An 18,685-nucleotide genomic window follows, 5' to 3' on the forward strand; every position below is an offset into this window, starting at 1 on the left:
GACAAGGATGAAAGGTGACCCGTGACCAACCCCGAACACTCTCTGTGGCGCGAGACATGCCGTGAAGACCTGAACGCCGAGCCCCTCTCAGCCGATGTGACGGTGGATCTGGCCATTATCGGTGGCGGATACACCGGGTGTTCCGCTGCGCTTTACGCTGCGAAATCCGGCGCGTCGGTCTGTCTGTTGGAGGCGCAGGACATCGGCCATGGCGGCTCGGGGCGGAATGTCGGGTTGGTCAATGCGGGCCTTTGGTTGCCCCCCGACGACATTCGCAAGCACTTGGGTCAGGCAACTGGTGACCGCCTGATTGACCTTCTGTCCCAAGCTCCGTCCGAGGTCTTTGCCCTGATCGAAAAGCACCAGATCGATTGCGAGCCGGTGCGGAACGGAACACTTCACTGCGCGCACTCACCTGCCGGGTTGCGCGATCTGCAAACCCGCCACGCGCAGCTTAGCACGGCGGGCGCTCCGGTCGAGCTGTTGTCGGCCCGGACCGCAGCGCAAAGAACCGGTAGCGAGGCGTTTCATGGGGCGCTGTTTGATCCTCGGGCCGGTACGATCCAGCCACTGTCCTATGTGCAGGGTATGGCGCGAGTGGCGCGTGAGTTCGGCACGCAGATCTACACCAACAGTCCGGTTCGCAACCTGCGCCGGGAAGGTGAGGTTTGGGTTCTGGAAACCCCCGGCGGATCGGTGCGCGCAAGGGCGGTCATTCAAGCCACAAACGCCTATCATCAAGGTATTGAGGACACCGCGCCCGCCTATGTGCCGGTCTACTACTTTCAATATGCGACCGCGCCTTTGTCCCACAATCTGCGCAACAGCATTCTGCCGCAGGGCGAAGGATGCTGGGATACCGGCCTGATCATGACATCGTTCCGGCTGGATCAGGACGGACGCATGATCATTGGCGGGATGGGGGATCTAAGCCATGCTGGCCGCGCGGCCCATACAGGATGGGTCAGTCGCAAATTGGCCGAACTGTTTCCGCACCTATCGGATCAACCATTGGTTCAGGGCTGGCACGGGCGGATAGCCATGACGTCGGATCATATTCCCAAGATCACTCAGCTTGGCCCAAACGCCCTGTCCGCCCATGGGTTTTCCGGGCGCGGCATCGGGCCCGGCACGATGTTCGGGCGGTTGATGGCTGAAAGCCTTTTGACAGGGGATTTCTCATGCCTGCCGGTGCCAGTCGTATCCGAGCACCGCGAAAGCTGGACGCGCCTGCGCCGTGCTTATTTCGAAACCGGCGCGGCGCTGACGCATCTGATCAAGGCGCGGCTCTGATACGTCAGACCGAGCGGGTGATACCACCATCGACCCGGATGTTTTGTCCGGTGATGTATCCGCCTCCCTCAGAAGCCAGCAGAGAAATCACCGGCGCGATTTCGTCGCGACTGCGCCCATAGCGGCCCATCGGAATCCTGTCGCGGAAGTCCTGTTTCTCGGGCAGGCTGTCGATGAAGCCGGGCAGCACATTGTTCATGCGGATGTTGTCTGCCGCGTATTTGTCGGCATAGAGCTTGGTGAAAGCCGCGAGGCCAGAGCGAAATACGCCCGAGGTCGGAAAGGCCGGGTCCGGTTCGAATGCGGCGAAGGTTGAGATATTGATGATCGATCCACCGCCTTGGGCCTGCATGATCGGGGTCACCAGCCGGGTCGGGCGGACGGCGTTTAGAAAATACACCTCCATCCCCAGATGCCAGTCGTCATCCGACAGATCCAGCACCGCGCCTTTTGGGCCATGCCCGGCTGAATTGACCAGAACGTCGATCCGCCCCCAATGGGACATGGCCGCATCCACCAGCCGTTGCAGATCGTCGTTGGATTGGTTGGACCCGGTTATACCGACGCCACCCAGTTCCCGGGCCAATGCCTCGCCTTTGCCGGATGAGGACAGGATACCGGTTTTGAACCCGTCAGCGGCCAGCCGACGGGCCGCGTCAGCGCCCATCCCGCTGCCGCCGGCTGTGATCAGGGCAACTTTTTCGGTCATTTTCGCGCTCCAATTTGCATCTTTCCTGAGAATGAGCCGCGGCGCTGCGTTTGACCAATCAGTTCTTCTGCTCTAAGCCTGTAGAAAATCTACTGTGTGCGGATATGCCAGCCCTTCCACCTCTGAACGCTTTGCGTGCTTTTGAAGCTGCGGCCCGACATCTGAATTTTCGCCTTGCGGCGGAAGAACTGGGCGTTACGCAAGGGGCTGTGGCGCAGCAGGTTCGAGGGCTTGAGGCGCGCTTGGGCATTGCCCTGTTCGATCGGATGCCGCGCGGTCTGCACCTGACGGAAGAGGGCCGCAAACTCAGCGCGCCTCTAAAACGCGCGTTTCGCCTGATCGAAAACGCGGTGGAAGAGGCGGCAGACCAGCGTCGGATCACGATATCCGTGACACCCAGTTTTGCGTCGAAATGGCTGGTGCCCAGGCTGTCGGATTTCACGGCGAAGCACCCGGAAATTCAGGTTCAGATCGATGCGCAGGAACATCTTGCCGAATTTGGAAAAGACGGTGCCGACATCGCTGTGCGCCACGGTCAATCGCATCTGACATCCGATCTGCGGGCCGAGCCCTTGTTTTCGACCGAGCTTATTGTCGTCTGCGCGCCAGATCTGGCCGGGCGCGTGTCTGATGTGCGGGATTTGATGGGGCAGACGTTGCTTAGCGATTCACATGGTCTTTGGCCGCTGTTTCTGGAACATGCCGGGGTGGACGGAAGGCCGCGCATGATGACGTTCAACCACACCAGCCTTGCAATTGACGCGGCTGTGGCGGGGCAGGGGTTTGCCCTGGCAGATGCGGCGCTTGTCGGGTCCGAACTGACCTTAGGCCAGTTGGTCAAACCCTTCGAACAGGTGCTAAGCGGTGATCCGGGGTTTTACATCGTGACCCCGAGGAAGCCGCGCCAGCCCAAACTGGTCGACGCGATGCGGCGTTGGTTGCTGTCACAGGTCTAAGCGCCCATAGCACGCTCGGCGGACCAAGCGTTTGCTGTTCCCCCGACCGTGCAAAATGGGACCGCGAAAATTTACCATTCCAGCCATAGACGCGGGCATTAGGCTCCTCTAACGTCGCCCCGATCCCCAGTGAACCCTGACAAACAGGCGCGAGGTAAATTCATGGATTATCACAGTCCTGCCAGCTTTGCCGAAGCATCGGCCCTGGCGGCAAACGCAACGGGCATAACACGATTTCTGGCAGGCGGCACCGATGTTTTGGTGCAGTTGCGCGCCGAGCTGGTGACGCCCGACACGCTGATCGATGTCAAGAAAATCAACGGTGTGCATGACATCACCCGCAACGCGGATGGCAGTTGGACGCTGGGCGTGGCAACCACCGGCGCGGAAATGAGCGAGCATGCCGAACTCGGCCGCGACTGGCCCGGCGTGGTCGAGGCGATGGATTTGATCGGCTCGACTCAGGTTCAGGGGCGCGCGACGCTGACCGGCAATCTGTGCAACGGGTCGCCTGCGGCGGACTCGGTGCCTGCCATGGTGGCTGCGGGTGTGACGGTCACGGTCACCGGACCGGATGGCACCCGAGAGGTCGCGGTTGAGGATATTCCGACCGGACCGGGCAAAACCTCGCTGGCGAAGGGAGAGTTGGTTTCAGCGGTTAACATCCCTGCCCGTGGTGACAACGCAGGCGACGCCTATCTGCGGTTCATTCCGCGGACCGAGATGGATATTGCGGTTGTCGGCGTCGGTGTCAGTCTGCGTCTGGACGGCGATACCATCACCGAAGCGCGTGTGTCTTTGGGTGCTGTGGCACCGACTGTTCTGCTGGTGGAAGACTGCGCCACGGCGATCATTGGCAGCACGCTGGACGATGCAGCGCTGGACGCGCTGGCCGCTGCGGCCTCTGCCGCCTGCAACCCGATTGACGACAAGCGCGGCACAATTGAATTCCGCACCGAGGTCGCAGGCGTTCTGGCCAAGCGCGCCGCGAAAATCGCCTATGCCCGTGCGAAGGGAGAAAATGTATGAGCAAGCTCCACGTATCCACATCCGTGAATGGGGACACGGTCGAATACCTGTGCGACCCGCGCGAAACACTGCTGGACTGTCTGCGCGACAAACTGAACCTGACCGGCGCGAAAGAGGGCTGCGGCACCGGAGACTGCGGGGCCTGTTCGGTGACCGTTGACGGTCGTCTGGTCTGTTCCTGCCTTGTGCTGGGGGTCGAAGCGGACGGCAAACAGATCGAAACCGTCGAGGGGATTGCAGACGGTGACGTACTGCATCCATTGCAGCAGAAGTTCATCGAGCACGCTGCCCTGCAATGCGGCATCTGCACGCCCGGCATTCTGGTGGCGGCCAAATCGCTGCTGGAAAAGAACCCGGACCCGACCGAGGAAGAGGCGCGGTATTGGCTGGCAGGCAACCTCTGCCGCTGCACCGGGTACGACAAGATCATTCGCGCCGTGATGGAAACGGCAGCAGACCTGCGGGAGGCGTCATAATGGCTCTGGACGATCGCAAATCTGATTTCACCTTTGTTGGCACCCGCCCGAACCGCCCCGATGGTTTGGACAAGGTCACGGGCCGCGCCAAGTTCGGCGCGGATATGTCGGCACCTGGCATGTTGCACGGCGCGGTTCTGCGCTCGCCCCATGCCCATGCGCGGATCGTGAAGATCGACACCTCAAAGGCCGAGGCGCACAAGGACGTCAAAGCCGTCGTGACACGCGCCGATTTCGCCGACGTGCCCTTTGCCCCCGGTCTGGCGGGCGAGTTCTGGAACGTGCTGGAAAACGTCATGGCCGGTGAAAAGGCGCTGTATGACGGTCATGCCGTGGCGGCAGTCGCCGCAAGTTCGGCTTTGGCGGCCCGCGATGCGCTCAAGCTGATCGAGGTTGAATACGAGGTCCTGCCCCATGTCACCGATGTAGACAAAGCGATGGCAGCGGACGCGCCGGTGATCCGCGAAGGGGCTGCGGATTACTCGGTGCCGCAAGGCATGCATACGAACGTTGTCCGCTATCACGAAAGCGGCCATGGCGATGTCGAGGCTGGCTTTGCCGAGGCTGATCTGGTCATCGAGGACAGCTTTGTGACCGAGGCGACCCATCAGGGCTATATCGAACCACATGCCTGTCTGGGTATGTTGGGCAATGACGGCAAGGGTGAGTTGTGGTGCACCACCCAAGGCCACTGGATCGCACAGAAAACCTGCGCCGCGCTGTTGGGCATAGAGACCTCGCAATTGCGCGTAACCGCGTCGGAAATCGGCGGAGGGTTCGGCGGCAAAACCACCGTTTTCATCGAGCCCGTCGCGCTGGCGCTGAGCCGCAAGGCCAACCGCCCGGTCAAGATCGTGATGTCCCGGTCCGAGGTGTTCCGGGCCACCGGCCCGACCTCATCCGCGTCGATGGATGTGAAAATCGGGATGAAGAAGGACGGCACCATTTCGGCGGCGCAGGGCGTGTTCCGTTTGCAAGGCGGGGCCTTCCCCGGTGCGCCGGGCGACATGACTGCCATGTGCGCCTTTGCGCCCTACAACCTGACCAACGTCAGGCAGATCGGTTACGACGTTATGGCCAACCGCCCGAAGCAGGCGGCCTATCGCGCGCCGGGGGCTCCGATGGGGGCCTTTGCCGTCGAATCGGTGATCGATGAGCTGTGCAACAAGCTGGGCCTCGACCCGGTCGAAGTGCGCCTGAAAAACGCCGCGCATGAGGGCACAAGGGCCAGTTACGGGCCAACCTATGAACGCATCGGTCTGGTTGAAACGCTGGAAGCCGCCAAGGCGCATCCTCACTACGCGGCCCCGCTGAAACCGGGGCAGGGGCGTGGGATTTCTTGCGGGTTCTGGTTCAACCACGGCGGCGAAACCTCGGTATCGCTGGCGCTGTCCGAGGACGGCTCGGCCCAGTTGATGGTCGGAACGCCCGATATTGGCGGCTCGCGCGCGTCCATGGCGTTGATGGCGGCCGAAGTGCTGGGCATTCCGTACGAGAACATCCGCGTCACCATCGCTGACACGGCAACGCTGGGCTATAACGACGTCTCGCACGGAAGTCGCGTGACCTATGCCAGCGGTCTGGCGACCATCAAGGCGGCGAAACACGCGGTTGAAAAGCTGTGCGAACGCGCGGCGGCCAAATGGGGCATCCCTGTGGACGCGGTGAAATGGGAAAACGGCTGCGCGGTGCCTTCCGGGCCCAACGCGGGCGATTTCGACCCCTTACCGCTGGCCGATATCACGGCGAACATGGGTCGCACCGGCGGTCCGATCTCGGGGCATTTCGAGGCCACCCCCGAAGGCGCGGGCGTGTCCTTCGGCACCCATATCGTCGATGCCGAGGTCGATCCGGAAACCGGCAAAACCTCGATCACCCGCTACACGGTCATTCAGGACGCAGGCAAGGCGATCCACCCGGCATATGTCGAAGGCCAGTATCAGGGCGGGGCCGCACAAGGCATCGGCTGGGCACTGAACGAGGAATACATCTATGGCGAGGATGGACGGCTGCAGAACTCGGTCTTCCTCGACTACCGCATCCCGGTCGCCAGCGACCTGCCGATGATCGACACGGTGATCGTCGAGGTTCCCAACCCCGGCCATCCGTTTGGTGTGCGTGGGGTCGGCGAGACAGGCATCGTGCCGCCCCTCGCTGCCATCGCCAATGCGGTGTCGAACGCGGCAGGGGTTCGGATGAAACAACTGCCCATGTCACCGCCGCGGATTCTGGCTGCGTTGAAGGACAATGATTGACGTCCACCTCTGGTCCAGCCTCCGGTCACTGACCGGGGGCAGGCAAGTGGTGACGGTCGAAGCCGCCACCACCGGAGAGCTGTTGAGCGCCCTAGTGCGCGCCCACCCGCAATTGCAGGCCCCCATCGACGCGGGGGTGTCCATCGCCATCGACGGGCGCGTCATTGCCACCGGCCTGACCGAACCCATCCCGGAAGGCAGCGAAGTCTATCTGATGCAGAGGTTGCGGGGCGGCTAGCCCTTTGGCGTCCACGGCGCGCGCCCGACCATACGGTCAGCCTCGGCTGTGATGTCGTTCATATGCGCCTCAAGGCTGAGGCGAAGGGTCTCAAGGGTGTCTTCGCTGGCCTTGCGCGGTACGGTTTCCGCCCACTCACGGCACAGAAACACGCCTTCGTTGCGCCACGGGCGCGGCATCAGCAACCGGTCCCAGGTTCCCGCCTCGCGCCCGTGTTTGGCGGAAAAAGTGATGCCGAACACGCGCTTGCCCGAGGTGCGCGCCCATACCAGAGGCACGGTCGACAGAACCCGTTCCGGCCCTCGCGGACCGTCCGCGGCGATTCCGATGGAAATGCCCTGCTTCACCTTTCCGATCACTTCGCGCGACACGGCAATATTGTTGGAATTTTTGCTGGTCATGGCGATCGTGTCCATGCCGAACAGCTTCTGCACCCGACCTACCATGCTGCCTGCCCGCGCCGAGGACGTAATTGAACAGATGCGCCCTTTATCCAGCGGAAAGAAATAAGGGGATTGGGCCAGCCGCTGGTGCCAGAGGACGACAATGACCGGCTCACCCTGTTCGGCCAGCTGGTCCAGCTCCTCATACCCGATGCGCTGCCAGCGCGTGTTGCGGTTGACCATCCGGATATAGCTGGCAATCCGCCGCGCGGTCCAGTTCAGTACGGCTTCGCTGTCTGCGATCTTCTTGCGGAGGCTCACACCGGGTTCCTTTTGCTGACCAGACCTTGTCTTACCCAACTGCACGGCCCGCGCAACTTGTTTGTCAGATTGCGAAGTATGAGAGATTGTAAAAAAGCCTCTTGAGTCCGCCGCGCGGCTGGCCTATTTGGGGCCTCACCATAGGGGTATAGCTCAGTTGGTAGAGCGACGGTCTCCAAAACCGTAGGTCGCGGGTTCGAACCCTGCTGCCCCTGCCATTTCCAAACCAATCACGTAACTGTATCACCGCGCTCGTCACTGACCTCGGCGCGTTTTTTGTGCGTTTGAAAGAGCGTGTGAAGCAGGGTTCAAATCAAGCCCGGCATCGTTTCCACCTTATTAGGTGGTCGGCCAGGTTTCAGGGAGAACCTTTGCGGCCAGCGAGCAGGACCCAGCAAAATGCGGGGTTTGTACACGTCATTGCTGAAAGAGCTGGGCCACAACAACGGTAAGGACAAAGAAACTGCCATCACCATTTGGTCTGTAGGTCAGCGTAACATCCTGGGCTCTCGCTGTTAGTCCCTGTTGATTAGAGCGAAAGAGGGGTTGCAAACTTTGCCAACCCAGCGACAGCAATTGGGGTCGCAAATACTGATACCCCGGTGGGCGTAGTACATAGGCCATAGGTCGGCAAACAGGAAACTGCCTTAACGCGCCTGACGAGCGAATTTAGGGCCGGTGCGGCGAAATGCCGAGCAAATTAATCGGCCAGACCTTCTTTCTTGGCGTCAGCCTCAAGGTCTTTCCAGAATTTCAGCGTGGACTTGAAAGTGGATTCCAGTTCTTTTTCGACGGCCTGCGCCGGTTTCGGTGGCAGTTTGGCCAAGGCTTTTTTGACACGCTGTTTGGCCTTCTGAATTTGACCCACCCTCTGTTTGATCCGCGCCTTTACTTCCTTTTTTGCCTTTTCCACTTTTGCGTCGGACATTGCTTTTTGCACTTCCTCCAGCCCTTCTTCAGCGCACATTTCCACGACTGCTTGCTCTACTTCGGCATAGGCTTTTTTCTCGGGTGCTGGCGCTTGTTTCACGGACCATTTCGCTTTTGCTAGGGCCGTTTCGGCACGTTTCTTCGCTTTTTTCGCGCTGTGTTTCACGGCTGCCGGCTTTTTCTTTTTTCAGAATGCGTTGACCTTCTTTTGCGTTTGAGGATCAAGTTTAGGCATGGGTTACTCCATTGAACGGACTATGAAATTTGAGGTGGGCGCCAGGGCTTGAAATATCTGGGTATCGTTCAGGCGCGCCATATTTGAAATAATCTTAACTCGAGTCCGCATTCCGACAAAGGAACCAATTCACATAGGAAATACACGAAGGCTAGAGAGGCTGGGTGAGCCCTTGCCTAAACCTTGCTGTTGGGACGCAGGCCACGAGCAGCCTGCCACCGGATGGGGCGAGTTGCTTTCCTGCATTGAGGGAAGGGTGGGGCAAGATGTGCCGGGGGCCTAACCTTCGCGAACAGCACCTGCAACCACGTAAGGCACTGGTTTCGCTGAGTAGAGTTGCAGAAAGTCGCTCTAAAGCCGTTTGACGACTCTGTGGTACAACTTTTTCAATGGATGTCGCCGAAGGTTGGCAAGCTTTGTCTCCAACAAATTTGTCTTTCTTGTTTCTACCTCAAGGCGCTCTTCCAACTCCTTGCGACTCAACCTTGCATGCTTGGTGCCAGCTGGGTTCAATCCCCGGAAATCACGTCTTTTTTCATTTTCAACGTATCTAAAGAAGACGGCCATAATTCGCATTACGGTTTGAGTTTCGTCTTCTTGGTTGTCCTGTTCTGCCGTTGGCTCGGTGAGTGGGCTTCCCTTGATTTGTTGATTAATAAGTGCCGTTTGTTTTGCAAATTTCTGATTGACGATAGCAATGTCATCCGGTGATGGACCATGACTAAATTCGAGTTCCGGGGAAGCCTCGATCAGACGATCCGCAATCAGCGGATAAGTTGCATGATCAAATACGCCGTTTATCATTCGAAGAAACTGACTTTCGCGTTCAGTTAACGATCGATTGACCCTGAGAGGGCTCACTGTTGGCCAGTTCCCAGGTGGTAGGTTCAGAACCTTTTCCAAGAAGAAGCTGCATATGTCGCGTTTGGCATCGTCGTAGTTAAAGACATCAAAGGTCAAACCCAATCTTTGGGCGGCTAAAATCTCTTCCATAGTTGCGCCCATAGTGTCTTCTGCGGCTTCAATAAACTGACGAAAGTCACCGGTAAATCGACCGCGTTTGATGACTTGCTGCCAGCTTGAAAATAATAGCTCACTGTAGTTTCTGGCAAAAAACACGATGTGAGTTGCAAAGCCCAAGTTTTGCAACTCCAACGCAAATTCTTTCAAACGCTTGCTGTCAAAAGCCTGCAGGAATTCGCTTGAGATCAGGACATGCGGCTCATTCCTTTGAAACACCGCCAAATTTCGAGCGACAAAGTCGCCTACCGTTTCTCGAACAGCCTCTTTTCTTTTGAAGATACTTGTTTCTTCGATGTCTTTTGCCAGGACGGAACCCAGGGGCGTACCGTTGCCGCCTGTGGCCTTTCCCTTGATAGCATCGGTCAAATCGACCAGAGGTGGATAGTAGATTCCCGCTTGAGATAGCTCTTCAGTGTGTCGGGCAAAAAACGTCTGAAGTGCGGACGTGCCTGTTTTGGCGTGCCCCACGTGCAAATAGACTATCTTCTTATTAGCTTCTTCCTGATTTGCCACGTCGCCCTCTGCTATGTGTTGAACCTTGTTCCCACGTGGAAATTTGGCCCTGCTTCTTATTTTGCCACCAATCGCGCGACCGAACCGCGTTTTCATGGCATTGCCGACAATCAGATACCTGACCAAGAATTCAACTTTGTTTAAACAGCGTCACAGTTGGAAAGCCAAGCCAGTGAGGGCTGCCGCCGTTGGCTAGCCTCAGATCGGCCACTTGGCTACTGCTACATGTTACAAGTCTATTGGTAAGCCCGAAGCGTGCAGATTGGCTGCCTGCCGCTGTCACTTCCCCTAAACAGGTATCTTGGGCGCGGGCGTTCATCGCGCGGAACCCGGTTTCCTCTGGCGGATGAATGGCCTAATGTCCCGGCAGAACAGAAACCGGAAAGAGGGCCCATGTCGCGTTTCGATGGATATTTCCTGCGGCAATTGCTGATTCTGTTCGGCTTTTTCACTCTGGTCCTTGTCGGGGTCTTCTGGATTACCCGGTCTGTCAGCCTGTTTGACAGCGTGATCAGCGGCGGGCAGTCGGCGATGGTGTTTCTGGAATTCACCGCGCTGACCTTACCCACTCTGATCCGCACCGTGATGCCAATGGCCGTGTTTGCGGCGGCGGTGTACGTCACCAACCGTCTGAGCCGGGAAAGCGAGTTGACGGTGATGCTGGCGACCGGGTCCAGCCCCTGGCGGTTGGCGCGGGCGGTGGTTCTGTTCGGCTTGATCACAGGATTGATGATGGCGGTGATCAGTGTGTTTCTGCGCCCGGCCTCGGTCGAACAGCTTGAGATCAGACAAGCCGAGGTTGCCGGCGATGTGACCGCTCAGTTGCTGAACGAAGGCGAGTTCCTGCATCCGGCAGAAAATGTCACCGTCTATATCGGGCGCATCGATCTGGACGGCACGCTGAAAGAGGTTTTTGTCTCGGACCGGCGCGATCCGGACAATGCGGTCAGCTATTCCAGCGCGACCGCCTATCTGGTCAACAACAGCGCGGGCATCCATCTGGTCATGGTGGACGGGGTCGCACTGCGCCTGAACCAAGAGGGTCGGACCCTGTCGTCGACTCTGTTTCAGGATGCGTCCTACGACATCTCGGACCTTACGCGATCCGGTGGCATGACTCGCCGCAGCCTCGAGGCGATTTCAACCGCCGAGCTGATTTATGACATGAAGTCGGTGGAAGAGGCCGAACGGCACAGCCGGGGCCATCTGGTCGAAGAGTTGCACCAGCGATTCTCATGGATTGCCATATGTATCGCGGTGTCGCTGGCAGGGTATTCAACGCTGATGCTGGGCAGCTTTTCCCGATTTGGGCTCTGGCCCCAGATTCTGGGTGCCTTTACCATCCTGGTCCTGCTCGAAGGGGTTCGAGGTTTCGTGTCACCAGTTGTTATCGATGATCCAAGGCTGTGGGGCCTGCTCTACGTTCCTGCTGTTATCGGAGTGATCGTGTCGGCGCTGTTCCTGCTGATCGCAGGCAGGCCTTTGTTGCGCAAACGGACCCGAGACGGGACGCCATTGCCCTCGCCAGCCTGAGATCACTGGCGGAGGTCTGACAGGCATTGCAGGATGTTCTCGACCTCTTCATTGTCCATGCGCACCACCAGATACACCGGCAGCATCAAATCGCGCGCGCCCGTTACGCGCAACAACTCGCCCGAGCTCAAATGCTGCGTGATGACGTAGTCGGGGAAATACCCATAGCCGCCGCGCTGTAGAAGATAGCGCAGGGCCATCAGGCAATTGCCCAGAAAAATCGTCTGCCCCGATGCGCGGCGCGCGGTGGATCTGACGTGATCCTGATAGGCCTCGCCCAGTTCAATGTTGACGAAAACCTGTTCAGATTCCGGGTTCGTCTTGCTTTCAACCAGACACAGGCGTTCTGGCGGAAGTTCGTGACAGATCACGCGCCGGTCCACGGGCCTTTCGTGGGTCAGGGCCGCATCCAGAACATGGGTTGCAACCGCATCGACCATGTTCAGGTCGTGGTCATAGTTCAGGGTCAGCAGCAATTGCCCGAACCGCTGCTCGAAGCGCACGGCCAAATCCACCAGCAACGGGTCCCAGACGCTAAGTTGGGCACCCAGGCGAAGCGCCAGCCGGTTGTGAACCTGATCGGGCAGATCATTGGCTGCAAAGGACCACAGGGACAACATCTGCTCGGCATAGGGTTTGAACTGACGGCCATACTCGGTCAAAGCCGTCCCTCCGGCCCCGCGCGAGAACAGGGGCTTGCCCGTCGCATCTTCAAGCGCGCGTATCCGGGCGCTGACGGCGGTTTGTGTGACGTTCAGCTTGCGGGCGGCAGCGTGAAATCCGCCGGTCTCTGCCACACATAGAAAAGTTTCCAGAGCTTTGGTTTGCATGTCGAAAGTATTTTTTGATCAATCTGATAAAATCAATTCATTTTTTTGGATGGTCAGCGTGCAGTATTCTGATGCCAACACCCAAGCCAAAGGACATGTCATGCTGGACAAAAGCCACAAACCCACCTGGACCAGTTTCGAAGAGGCGACCAAAGCCGACTGGGACGCCGTTATGGAGTATGAAGAGGCGTATAATGCGGCCCTGCCGGATCGGATCCTGGATGCAATCCGGTCGCTGGACGAGGATTGGACGCCCTATCCGGTGAACCGTTATCAGCACAGCCTGCAAGCCGCCACGCGCGCTTATGAGGATGGGGCGGATGAGGAACTGGTGGTCGCCGCACTGATCCATGACACCGGCGATATCCTGTCGCCGTACAATCACGGAGAGCTGTCAGCGGCGATGATGAAACCCTATGTCAGCGAGAAAACCTATTGGATTCTCAAACATCATTGCGTGTTCCAAGGGTACTATTACAACCATCACCTTGGTGGCGACCGCAACGCGCGCGACAAGTATCGCGACAGCCCCTATTGGGAGGACTGCCGCCATTTCTGTCACGAATACGATCAGAAGGCGTTCGACCCTGATTACCCGACCAAACCGCTGGAATTCTTCGAGCCCATGCTGCGCCGCGTCCTGAACAAGGGCGAGGGGCACATGGAGTTGAATGAAACGGCCGAGGGTTAACAGGCCGCCATCAGGCGATAGACGATCTGCGCGGCGGTAAAGTCCCAGGCGGCATTGCCGTCCGGGGCCAGTTCGACCACGTCGAAGCCCACGCATTTCCGCCCCTTCAGGGCGTGTTCGACCAGCCGCAGCGCCTGATAATAGCCAAGGCCACCGGGAACGGGCGTACCCGTTGCGGGCATCTGTGACGGGTCCAGCCCATCGACGTCAAAGCTGACATAGACCAGTTCGGGGAAATCCTCGGGCAGGTCGACGGCGTGGATATTGCCGGTGACCAGTTCCTCGGCATCCACGTGGAAGACGTGGTTTTTCAGGCGGCTTTGCGCCTCTTCCGTGGAAAAGGCGCGGACACCGAACTGGGCCAGTCGGATGCCTTCCTCGGCCAGCAGGTGCATGACCGAGGCGTGGGAGTGTTTCTCGCTCTGATAGGCGTTGCGCAGGTCGGCATGGGCGTCAATCTGGACGATCCCGATGGGCTGGTTCAACGCGCGGGCCACGCCCATCACAGCGCCGTAACTGAGCGAATGCTCGCCGCCCAGCGTGACCGGCACTTTGCCCGCGCGAATGGCGGAGTCGGTGCGTTGGGCGATGCGTTCCATGATCTCGGACAGGGCGGCATCGCAATCGACGGGCTCTTCGGTGAAGATACCTTCGACGCAGGGTTCTGCGGAGCCGGTGATGCGTTCCAGTTCGCTACTGGCCTCGATGATCGCCTCGGGGCCTTTGGCCGTGCCTGACCCGTAGGAAACGGTGCGTTCCAGCGGCACCGGGATCACGCGGAACCGGGCGTCTTCGCTGCGCTCGGATGCGGTCAGTTCACTGTCGAGGAATATGCTCATGAGAGGCGGTCCTTAAAGTCGTCATAGCCGAACTGTTTGATGATCTTCAGCGCGTCCGTTTCGCTGTTCCAGAGCGCGATGGTGGGCAGGGGCACGCCGTTGAACGTGTTGGTCTTGACCATCGAGTAATGCGCCTGATCGAGGAAGGCAAAGCGCTGGCCGATCTCCAGCGGTTTGTCCCATGTGTAATCGCCGATCACGTCGCCCGCCAGACAGGACGGACCTCCGAGGCGGTAGGTATGGCCAGCCTCGGCCTCGTCCATCAGGGCGGGGCGGTAGGGGGCCTCGATCACATCGGGCATATGGCAGGTGGCCGAAATATCGGTGATCGCAAGGTTCATGCCATTGGTGGGCAGGTCGAGGATTTCACCTACCAGTATGCCCGCGTCCAGCGCGACGGCCTCACCGGGTTCGAGATAGACGTCGATGTTGTGTTTTGCCCGGATCGCCTTGATGAAAGCGACCAGCCCGTCGCGGTCATAGTCATCGCGGGTAATATGATGGCCGCCACCGAAGTTCAGCCATTTGAGCTGGTCCATGAACGGGGCGAGTTTGGGTTCGACGGCGGCCCATGTGCGCTGTAACGGCTCGAAGCCCTGTTCGCAGAGGGTGTGCATATGCAGGCCGTCGACTCCTTGCAGCGTCTCAGAGGTCAGTTGGCTGACCGGCGTCCCGAGGCGCGAGCAGGGGGCGCAGGGGTCGTATTTGGGGATCTCGCCTTCGGAATGTTCCGGGTTGATGCGCAGGCCCACCTGCACATTGGCGGCCTGAGCCTTGGCGAGAAAGCGGTCTTTCTGTGCCGGGCTGTTGAAGATGATGTGGTCGGACAGCGACAGGATTTCATCCATGTCGGTGTCCTTGTATCCGGCGCAGAAGGTCGCGACCTCCCCGCCATATTCTTCGCGTCCCAGACGTGCCTCGAATATGCCGCTGGCGCAGGTGCCGCCGAGGTGCTGGCGCACCAACGGGGCCAGCGAGAACATCGAAAACGCCTTGAGCGCGCTGAGGACATGCGCGCCGGACCGTGCGCCGATATCGGCGAGGATGGTCAGGTTGCGCTCGACGGCTTTTTCATCGACCACGAAGCAGGGCGTGGGGACGCGGGCGAGGTCGAAATTGCGGAAGGCGCCGGCGTCTCCGGCTTGTGTGGTCATCATGTCGGACATAACCGGCGTCTCCTGAATTGGAGAGGCCGGGGGGCCAGACCCCCCGGACCCCCCCGGAGTATTTAGGAAAAGATGAAGTTAAAACTCGACCGAGCCGTCAAGCTCGTGGACCTGCCATGGCAGACCGTGTTCGTTCAGCATGTCCATGAAGTTGTCCGGGTCCAGCTGTTCCATGTTCCACACGCCGGGTTCGCGCCAGTTGCCTTTCAGCACCTGAGCGGCACCGATCATGGCGGGGACGCCGGTGGTGTAGCTGACGGCCTGACTGCCGACCTCGGCATAGCATTCTTCGTGGTCGCAGATGTTGTAGATGTAGTAGGTCTTCTCGCCCGAGCCGTCCTTGGCCTGACCTGTGGCGATGTCGCCGATGCAGGCCTTGCCCTTGGTTTCCGCGCCCAGATCGCCGGGATCGGGCAGCAGGGTTTTCAGGAACTGGATCGGGATGATTTCCTTGCCGTCATGCATCACCGGGTCGATGCGGGTCATACCAACGTTTTCCAGCACCTTGGCGTGAGTGATGTAGGCGTCGCCGAACGTCATCCAGAAGCGGGCGCGCTCGATCTCGGGGAAGTGGGTCGAGAGCGACTCCAGTTCCTCGTGATACATCAGGTACATGTTCTTGGGGCCGATGGCGGGAAAGTCAAACTCGACCTTGTGGGTCATCGCGGGAGAGTGTTTCCACTCGCCATTTTCCCAGTGGCGCACTTCGGCCAGCACTTCGCGCAGGTTGATCTCGGGGTTGAAATTGGTGGCAAACTCCTGATCGTTGCTGCCGCCATTGGCGTCCAGAACGTCGATCTGGCGGATGGTGTCCAGCTTGTGTTTCTTCAGCCATTTGGCAAAGACCGAGGTCACGCCCGGATCGAAGCCCGAACCGAGGATGGCGGTCAGGCCAGCCTCTTTGAACCGTTCCTGATAGGCCCATTGCCAGTGGTATTCAAACTTGGCCTCATCCTCGGGCTCGTAGTTCGCTGTGTCGAGGTAGTGGATACCTGCCTCAAGACACGCGTCCATCAGCACCAGATCCTGATAGGGCAGGGCGAGGTTCACGAGGATTTCCGCGCCGGTTTCCTTGATCAGCTTGACCGTGTCCTCGACCTTGTAGGCGTCGAGCTCGGCGGTTTTGATCTCCACGCCGACGCGATCCTTGACGGCTGCGGCGATGGCGTCGCATTTCGATTTCGTCCGGCTGGCCAGAGTGATTTCGGTGAAGATGTCCGAATTCATCGCCATCTTGTGCACGGCAGCGTGGGATACGCCGCCTGCGCCGACAACCAGTGTTTTGCCCATGGTGTCCTCTCCTCTCGGGTTATTCGTAATAGGTGTAGCCGTTGATGCTGTCGCGGTAGGCGGCCATCAGGGTTTTGCGGTCTTTGGCCATCAGAGTACCGGTCGAGATCGCCTCGTCCACCATTTTGCGGAAGGCGGCGACGCAGTCCTGCGGGTCGAACTCGACATAGGACAGGACTTGACTGATGGTGTCGCCCTCTTGTTCGTGCAGCAGGTCGAAACCGCCATCGGCGCGCAGGTCGATGGTGACGACATTGGTGTCGCCGAACAGGTTGTGCAGATCGCCCAGTGTTTCCTGATAGGCGCCGACAAAGAAGACGCCCATACAATATTCGCCATCCTCGGGCAGGGAATGCACCGGCAGGCTGGGCGAGACACCGTCGGCCAGAATGAAACGGTCGATCTTGCCGTCGCTGTCGCAGGTGATGTCGGACAGGACCGCGCGGCGGTCGGGAGTGTCGTTCAGCCCTTGCAGTGGCACGATCGGGTGCAGCTGATCGATGGCCCAGACGTCAGGCAGGGATTGAAACAGCGAGAAGTTGCAGTGGTAGATATCGGCCACTTTCTCAAGCTGGTCGTCTACATCCGTGTCCAGCTCGTCGCTTGCCGCCAGCGCCTTGAGGCGGGCCATCAGCGACAGATAGATGCGTTCGGCGCGGGCCATCTGGCGCAGGTCGACATAGCCGCGTCTGAACAGCGCGCGCAGTTCATTGCGATAGAAATTGGCGTCATTCCAGCATTCCTGCAGCCGGTCGCTGGACAGGTAGCCATGCACGGCGGCAAGGTCCGAGACCATGTGATGGTCGTCGGGTTCAACCTCGGGGCCGTTGGGGGCGTCATAAAGCGTGCTTTCCAGCACGTTGAACACCAGCATCGACGATGTCGCCACCACCGCGCGACCGCTTTCGGTGACCAGCGTGGGGTGGGGCACCTCGGCCTCGTCCAGCGCGTAGGCGACGGTTTCGACCACGTTGGCGCAATATTCCTCGACCGTGTAGTTGATCGAGTTTTCGGCGGCCTTTTTCTCGCCTGTATAATCCACACCCATGCCGCCGCCGAGGTCCAGATGGGTCAGCGGCACGCCCTCGCGGGTCAGTTCGGTATAATAACGACAGGCCTCGCCGGCGGCGCGGCGCACGTCGTTGACGTCCTGCACCTGAGAGCCCAGATGCGAGTGCTGCAGTTTCAGGCAATGCAGCAGCCCGGCCTCTTTCAGCTTGTCCACGGTGGCCACCAACTGGTCGGTGTTCATGCCAAAGGCGGATCGGTCGCCCGAGCTTTCCTCCCATTTGCCGCTGATCTGGTTGGTCAATTTCACCCGCGCGCCCAGCAGCGGTTCGATGCCCAACTCGTTATAGACCTCGATCACGGTATCGGCCTCTTTCGGGCTTTCCAGCACGATCACCGTATTGAAGCCGATCTTGCGGCTGAGGATGGCAAGCTGGATGAACTCGGCATCCTTGACGCCGTTGCAGACGATCAGCGCGTCGCGCGACAGCCGATGCGCCAGGGCAATCACCAGTTCGGGTTTCGACCCGGCCTCGAGCCCGTAGTCGTATGTCTTGCCGAATTCGACGATCCGGTCGACCACCTGCGCCTGCTGGTTCACCTTGATCGGGAACACGCCGCGATACGCCCCTTGGTAGCCGGTGCGGGCAATCGCATCGCGGAAGCTTTCGTTCAGATGCGCGATCTCGTGTTCCAGATAGGATGTCACGCGCAGCAGCATCGGGGCCTTGATGCCGCGGTCGTCCAGATCGGTCAGGATGCCGGGCAGGCTGATCGCCTCGGCCTCGGGGGCCATCGGATTGCGCAGACCGATCTCGCCCGCCTCCGTCACCTCGATGAGGCCCTTGCCCCATTTCTCAACCCCGTAGATGGAATGCGGTGCGTCGGGCGTGTGTTTCAATCAAGTCAGTCCTTAACGTAGGGTGCCGGTTTCGCGCCCGCCAATACGGCAGCAGTTTGATTCTTC

Annotated in this window: 17 protein-coding genes and 1 tRNA gene; 9 read left to right on the top strand and 9 right to left on the bottom strand. The window is 59.4% G+C overall.

Annotation, left to right across the window (positions count from 1 at the left end):
* Positions 1–21 precede the first annotated feature (21 nt).
* The gene (locus tag ACR0KX_RS01290) at positions 22–1,293 is read left to right on the top strand and encodes an NAD(P)/FAD-dependent oxidoreductase (protein ID WP_170452513.1); all 1,272 of its coding nucleotides are present in this window, start codon (positions 22–24) and stop codon (positions 1,291–1,293) included.
* A gap of 4 nt (positions 1,294–1,297) precedes the next feature.
* Here the strand turns inward: ACR0KX_RS01290 and ACR0KX_RS01295 are convergent, their stop codons facing one another.
* The gene (locus ACR0KX_RS01295; protein ID WP_170622931.1) at positions 1,298–2,002 is read right to left on the bottom strand and encodes an SDR family oxidoreductase; all 705 of its coding nucleotides are present in this window, start codon (positions 2,000–2,002) and stop codon (positions 1,298–1,300) included.
* A gap of 104 nt (positions 2,003–2,106) precedes the next feature.
* Between ACR0KX_RS01295 and ACR0KX_RS01300 the strand changes: the two genes are divergently transcribed.
* From ACR0KX_RS01300 to ACR0KX_RS01320, 5 genes are all read left to right on the top strand, one after another.
* Positions 2,107–2,958, top strand: a complete 852-nt coding sequence (locus tag ACR0KX_RS01300; protein WP_170622933.1) for a LysR substrate-binding domain-containing protein — start codon at positions 2,107–2,109, stop codon at positions 2,956–2,958.
* 162 nt (positions 2,959–3,120) lie between these two features.
* A complete protein-coding gene (locus tag ACR0KX_RS01305) occupies positions 3,121–3,987 on the top strand; it encodes an FAD binding domain-containing protein (RefSeq protein ID WP_170622934.1) in 867 nt (288 codons plus the stop codon).
* Positions 3,984–4,463 (top strand): (2Fe-2S)-binding protein, encoded by a 480-nt coding sequence (locus ACR0KX_RS01310; protein ID WP_170622937.1) that lies wholly within the window; start codon positions 3,984–3,986, stop codon positions 4,461–4,463. Before ACR0KX_RS01305 ends, ACR0KX_RS01310 begins: the two co-directional genes overlap by 4 nt.
* Positions 4,463–6,718, top strand: a complete 2,256-nt coding sequence (locus ACR0KX_RS01315; protein ID WP_170622938.1) for a xanthine dehydrogenase family protein molybdopterin-binding subunit — start codon at positions 4,463–4,465, stop codon at positions 6,716–6,718. The genes ACR0KX_RS01310 and ACR0KX_RS01315 overlap by 1 nt, the downstream gene beginning before the upstream one ends.
* A complete protein-coding gene (locus tag ACR0KX_RS01320) occupies positions 6,711–6,956 on the top strand; it encodes a MoaD/ThiS family protein (protein ID WP_170452499.1) in 246 nt (81 codons plus the stop codon). Before ACR0KX_RS01315 ends, ACR0KX_RS01320 begins: the two co-directional genes overlap by 8 nt.
* Here ACR0KX_RS01320 and ACR0KX_RS01325 read toward each other — a convergent pair.
* On the bottom strand, positions 6,953–7,660 hold the full coding sequence (locus tag ACR0KX_RS01325) for a lysophospholipid acyltransferase family protein (RefSeq protein WP_480707768.1): 708 nt from the start codon (positions 7,658–7,660) through the stop codon (positions 6,953–6,955). The two genes, ACR0KX_RS01320 and ACR0KX_RS01325, sit on opposite strands and share 4 nt — an antisense overlap.
* A gap of 142 nt (positions 7,661–7,802) precedes the next feature.
* On the opposite strand from ACR0KX_RS01325, the gene ACR0KX_RS01330 reads away from it, so the two are divergent.
* Positions 7,803–7,878, top strand: a tRNA-Trp gene (locus tag ACR0KX_RS01330).
* Between the two features lie 482 nt (positions 7,879–8,360).
* Here ACR0KX_RS01330 and ACR0KX_RS01335 read toward each other — a convergent pair.
* Positions 8,361–8,756 (bottom strand): hypothetical protein, encoded by a 396-nt coding sequence (locus ACR0KX_RS01335; protein ID WP_170622941.1) that lies wholly within the window; start codon positions 8,754–8,756, stop codon positions 8,361–8,363.
* A gap of 420 nt (positions 8,757–9,176) precedes the next feature.
* Entirely contained in the window at positions 9,177–10,457 is a 1,281-nt protein-coding gene (locus tag ACR0KX_RS01340; protein WP_170736379.1) for a hypothetical protein, read from the bottom strand.
* 297 nt (positions 10,458–10,754) lie between these two features.
* Here ACR0KX_RS01340 and lptF point away from each other — a divergent pair, with 297 nt between their 5' ends.
* Positions 10,755–11,894, top strand: a complete 1,140-nt coding sequence (gene lptF / locus ACR0KX_RS01345; protein ID WP_170622945.1) for an LPS export ABC transporter permease LptF — start codon at positions 10,755–10,757, stop codon at positions 11,892–11,894.
* Between the two features lie 2 nt (positions 11,895–11,896).
* Here lptF and ACR0KX_RS01350 read toward each other — a convergent pair whose 3' ends face one another.
* The gene (locus tag ACR0KX_RS01350; protein ID WP_170622947.1) at positions 11,897–12,724 is read right to left on the bottom strand and encodes a LysR family transcriptional regulator; all 828 of its coding nucleotides are present in this window, start codon (positions 12,722–12,724) and stop codon (positions 11,897–11,899) included.
* Between the two features lie 100 nt (positions 12,725–12,824).
* Here ACR0KX_RS01350 and ACR0KX_RS01355 point away from each other — a divergent pair, with 100 nt between their 5' ends.
* Positions 12,825–13,415: an HD domain-containing protein gene (locus ACR0KX_RS01355; protein WP_170623156.1), complete on the top strand. Its 591-nt coding sequence runs from the start codon at positions 12,825–12,827 to the stop codon at positions 13,413–13,415.
* On the opposite strand, the gene speB is transcribed toward ACR0KX_RS01355, so the two are convergent.
* The 4 genes from speB to speA all read right to left on the bottom strand — a co-directional run bounded on the left by speB (position 13,412) and on the right by speA (position 18,619).
* Positions 13,412–14,254 carry an agmatinase gene (gene speB / locus ACR0KX_RS01360; RefSeq protein ID WP_170622949.1) on the bottom strand — a complete coding sequence of 281 codons (843 nt, stop codon included), beginning with the start codon at positions 14,252–14,254 and terminating at the stop codon, positions 13,412–13,414. The two genes, ACR0KX_RS01355 and speB, sit on opposite strands and share 4 nt — an antisense overlap.
* A complete protein-coding gene (gene nspC, locus ACR0KX_RS01365; protein WP_170622951.1) occupies positions 14,251–15,420 on the bottom strand; it encodes a carboxynorspermidine decarboxylase in 1,170 nt (389 codons plus the stop codon). The genes speB and nspC overlap by 4 nt, the downstream gene beginning before the upstream one ends.
* A gap of 78 nt (positions 15,421–15,498) precedes the next feature.
* Complete coding sequence (locus ACR0KX_RS01370) at positions 15,499–16,710, bottom strand: saccharopine dehydrogenase family protein (protein ID WP_170622953.1); 1,212 nt, start codon at positions 16,708–16,710, stop codon at positions 15,499–15,501.
* A gap of 19 nt (positions 16,711–16,729) precedes the next feature.
* The gene (gene speA, locus ACR0KX_RS01375; RefSeq protein ID WP_170622955.1) at positions 16,730–18,619 is read right to left on the bottom strand and encodes a biosynthetic arginine decarboxylase; all 1,890 of its coding nucleotides are present in this window, start codon (positions 18,617–18,619) and stop codon (positions 16,730–16,732) included.
* Positions 18,620–18,685: the final 66 nt, after the last annotated feature.

The organism is Ruegeria sp. BG5, assembly GCF_056538425.1.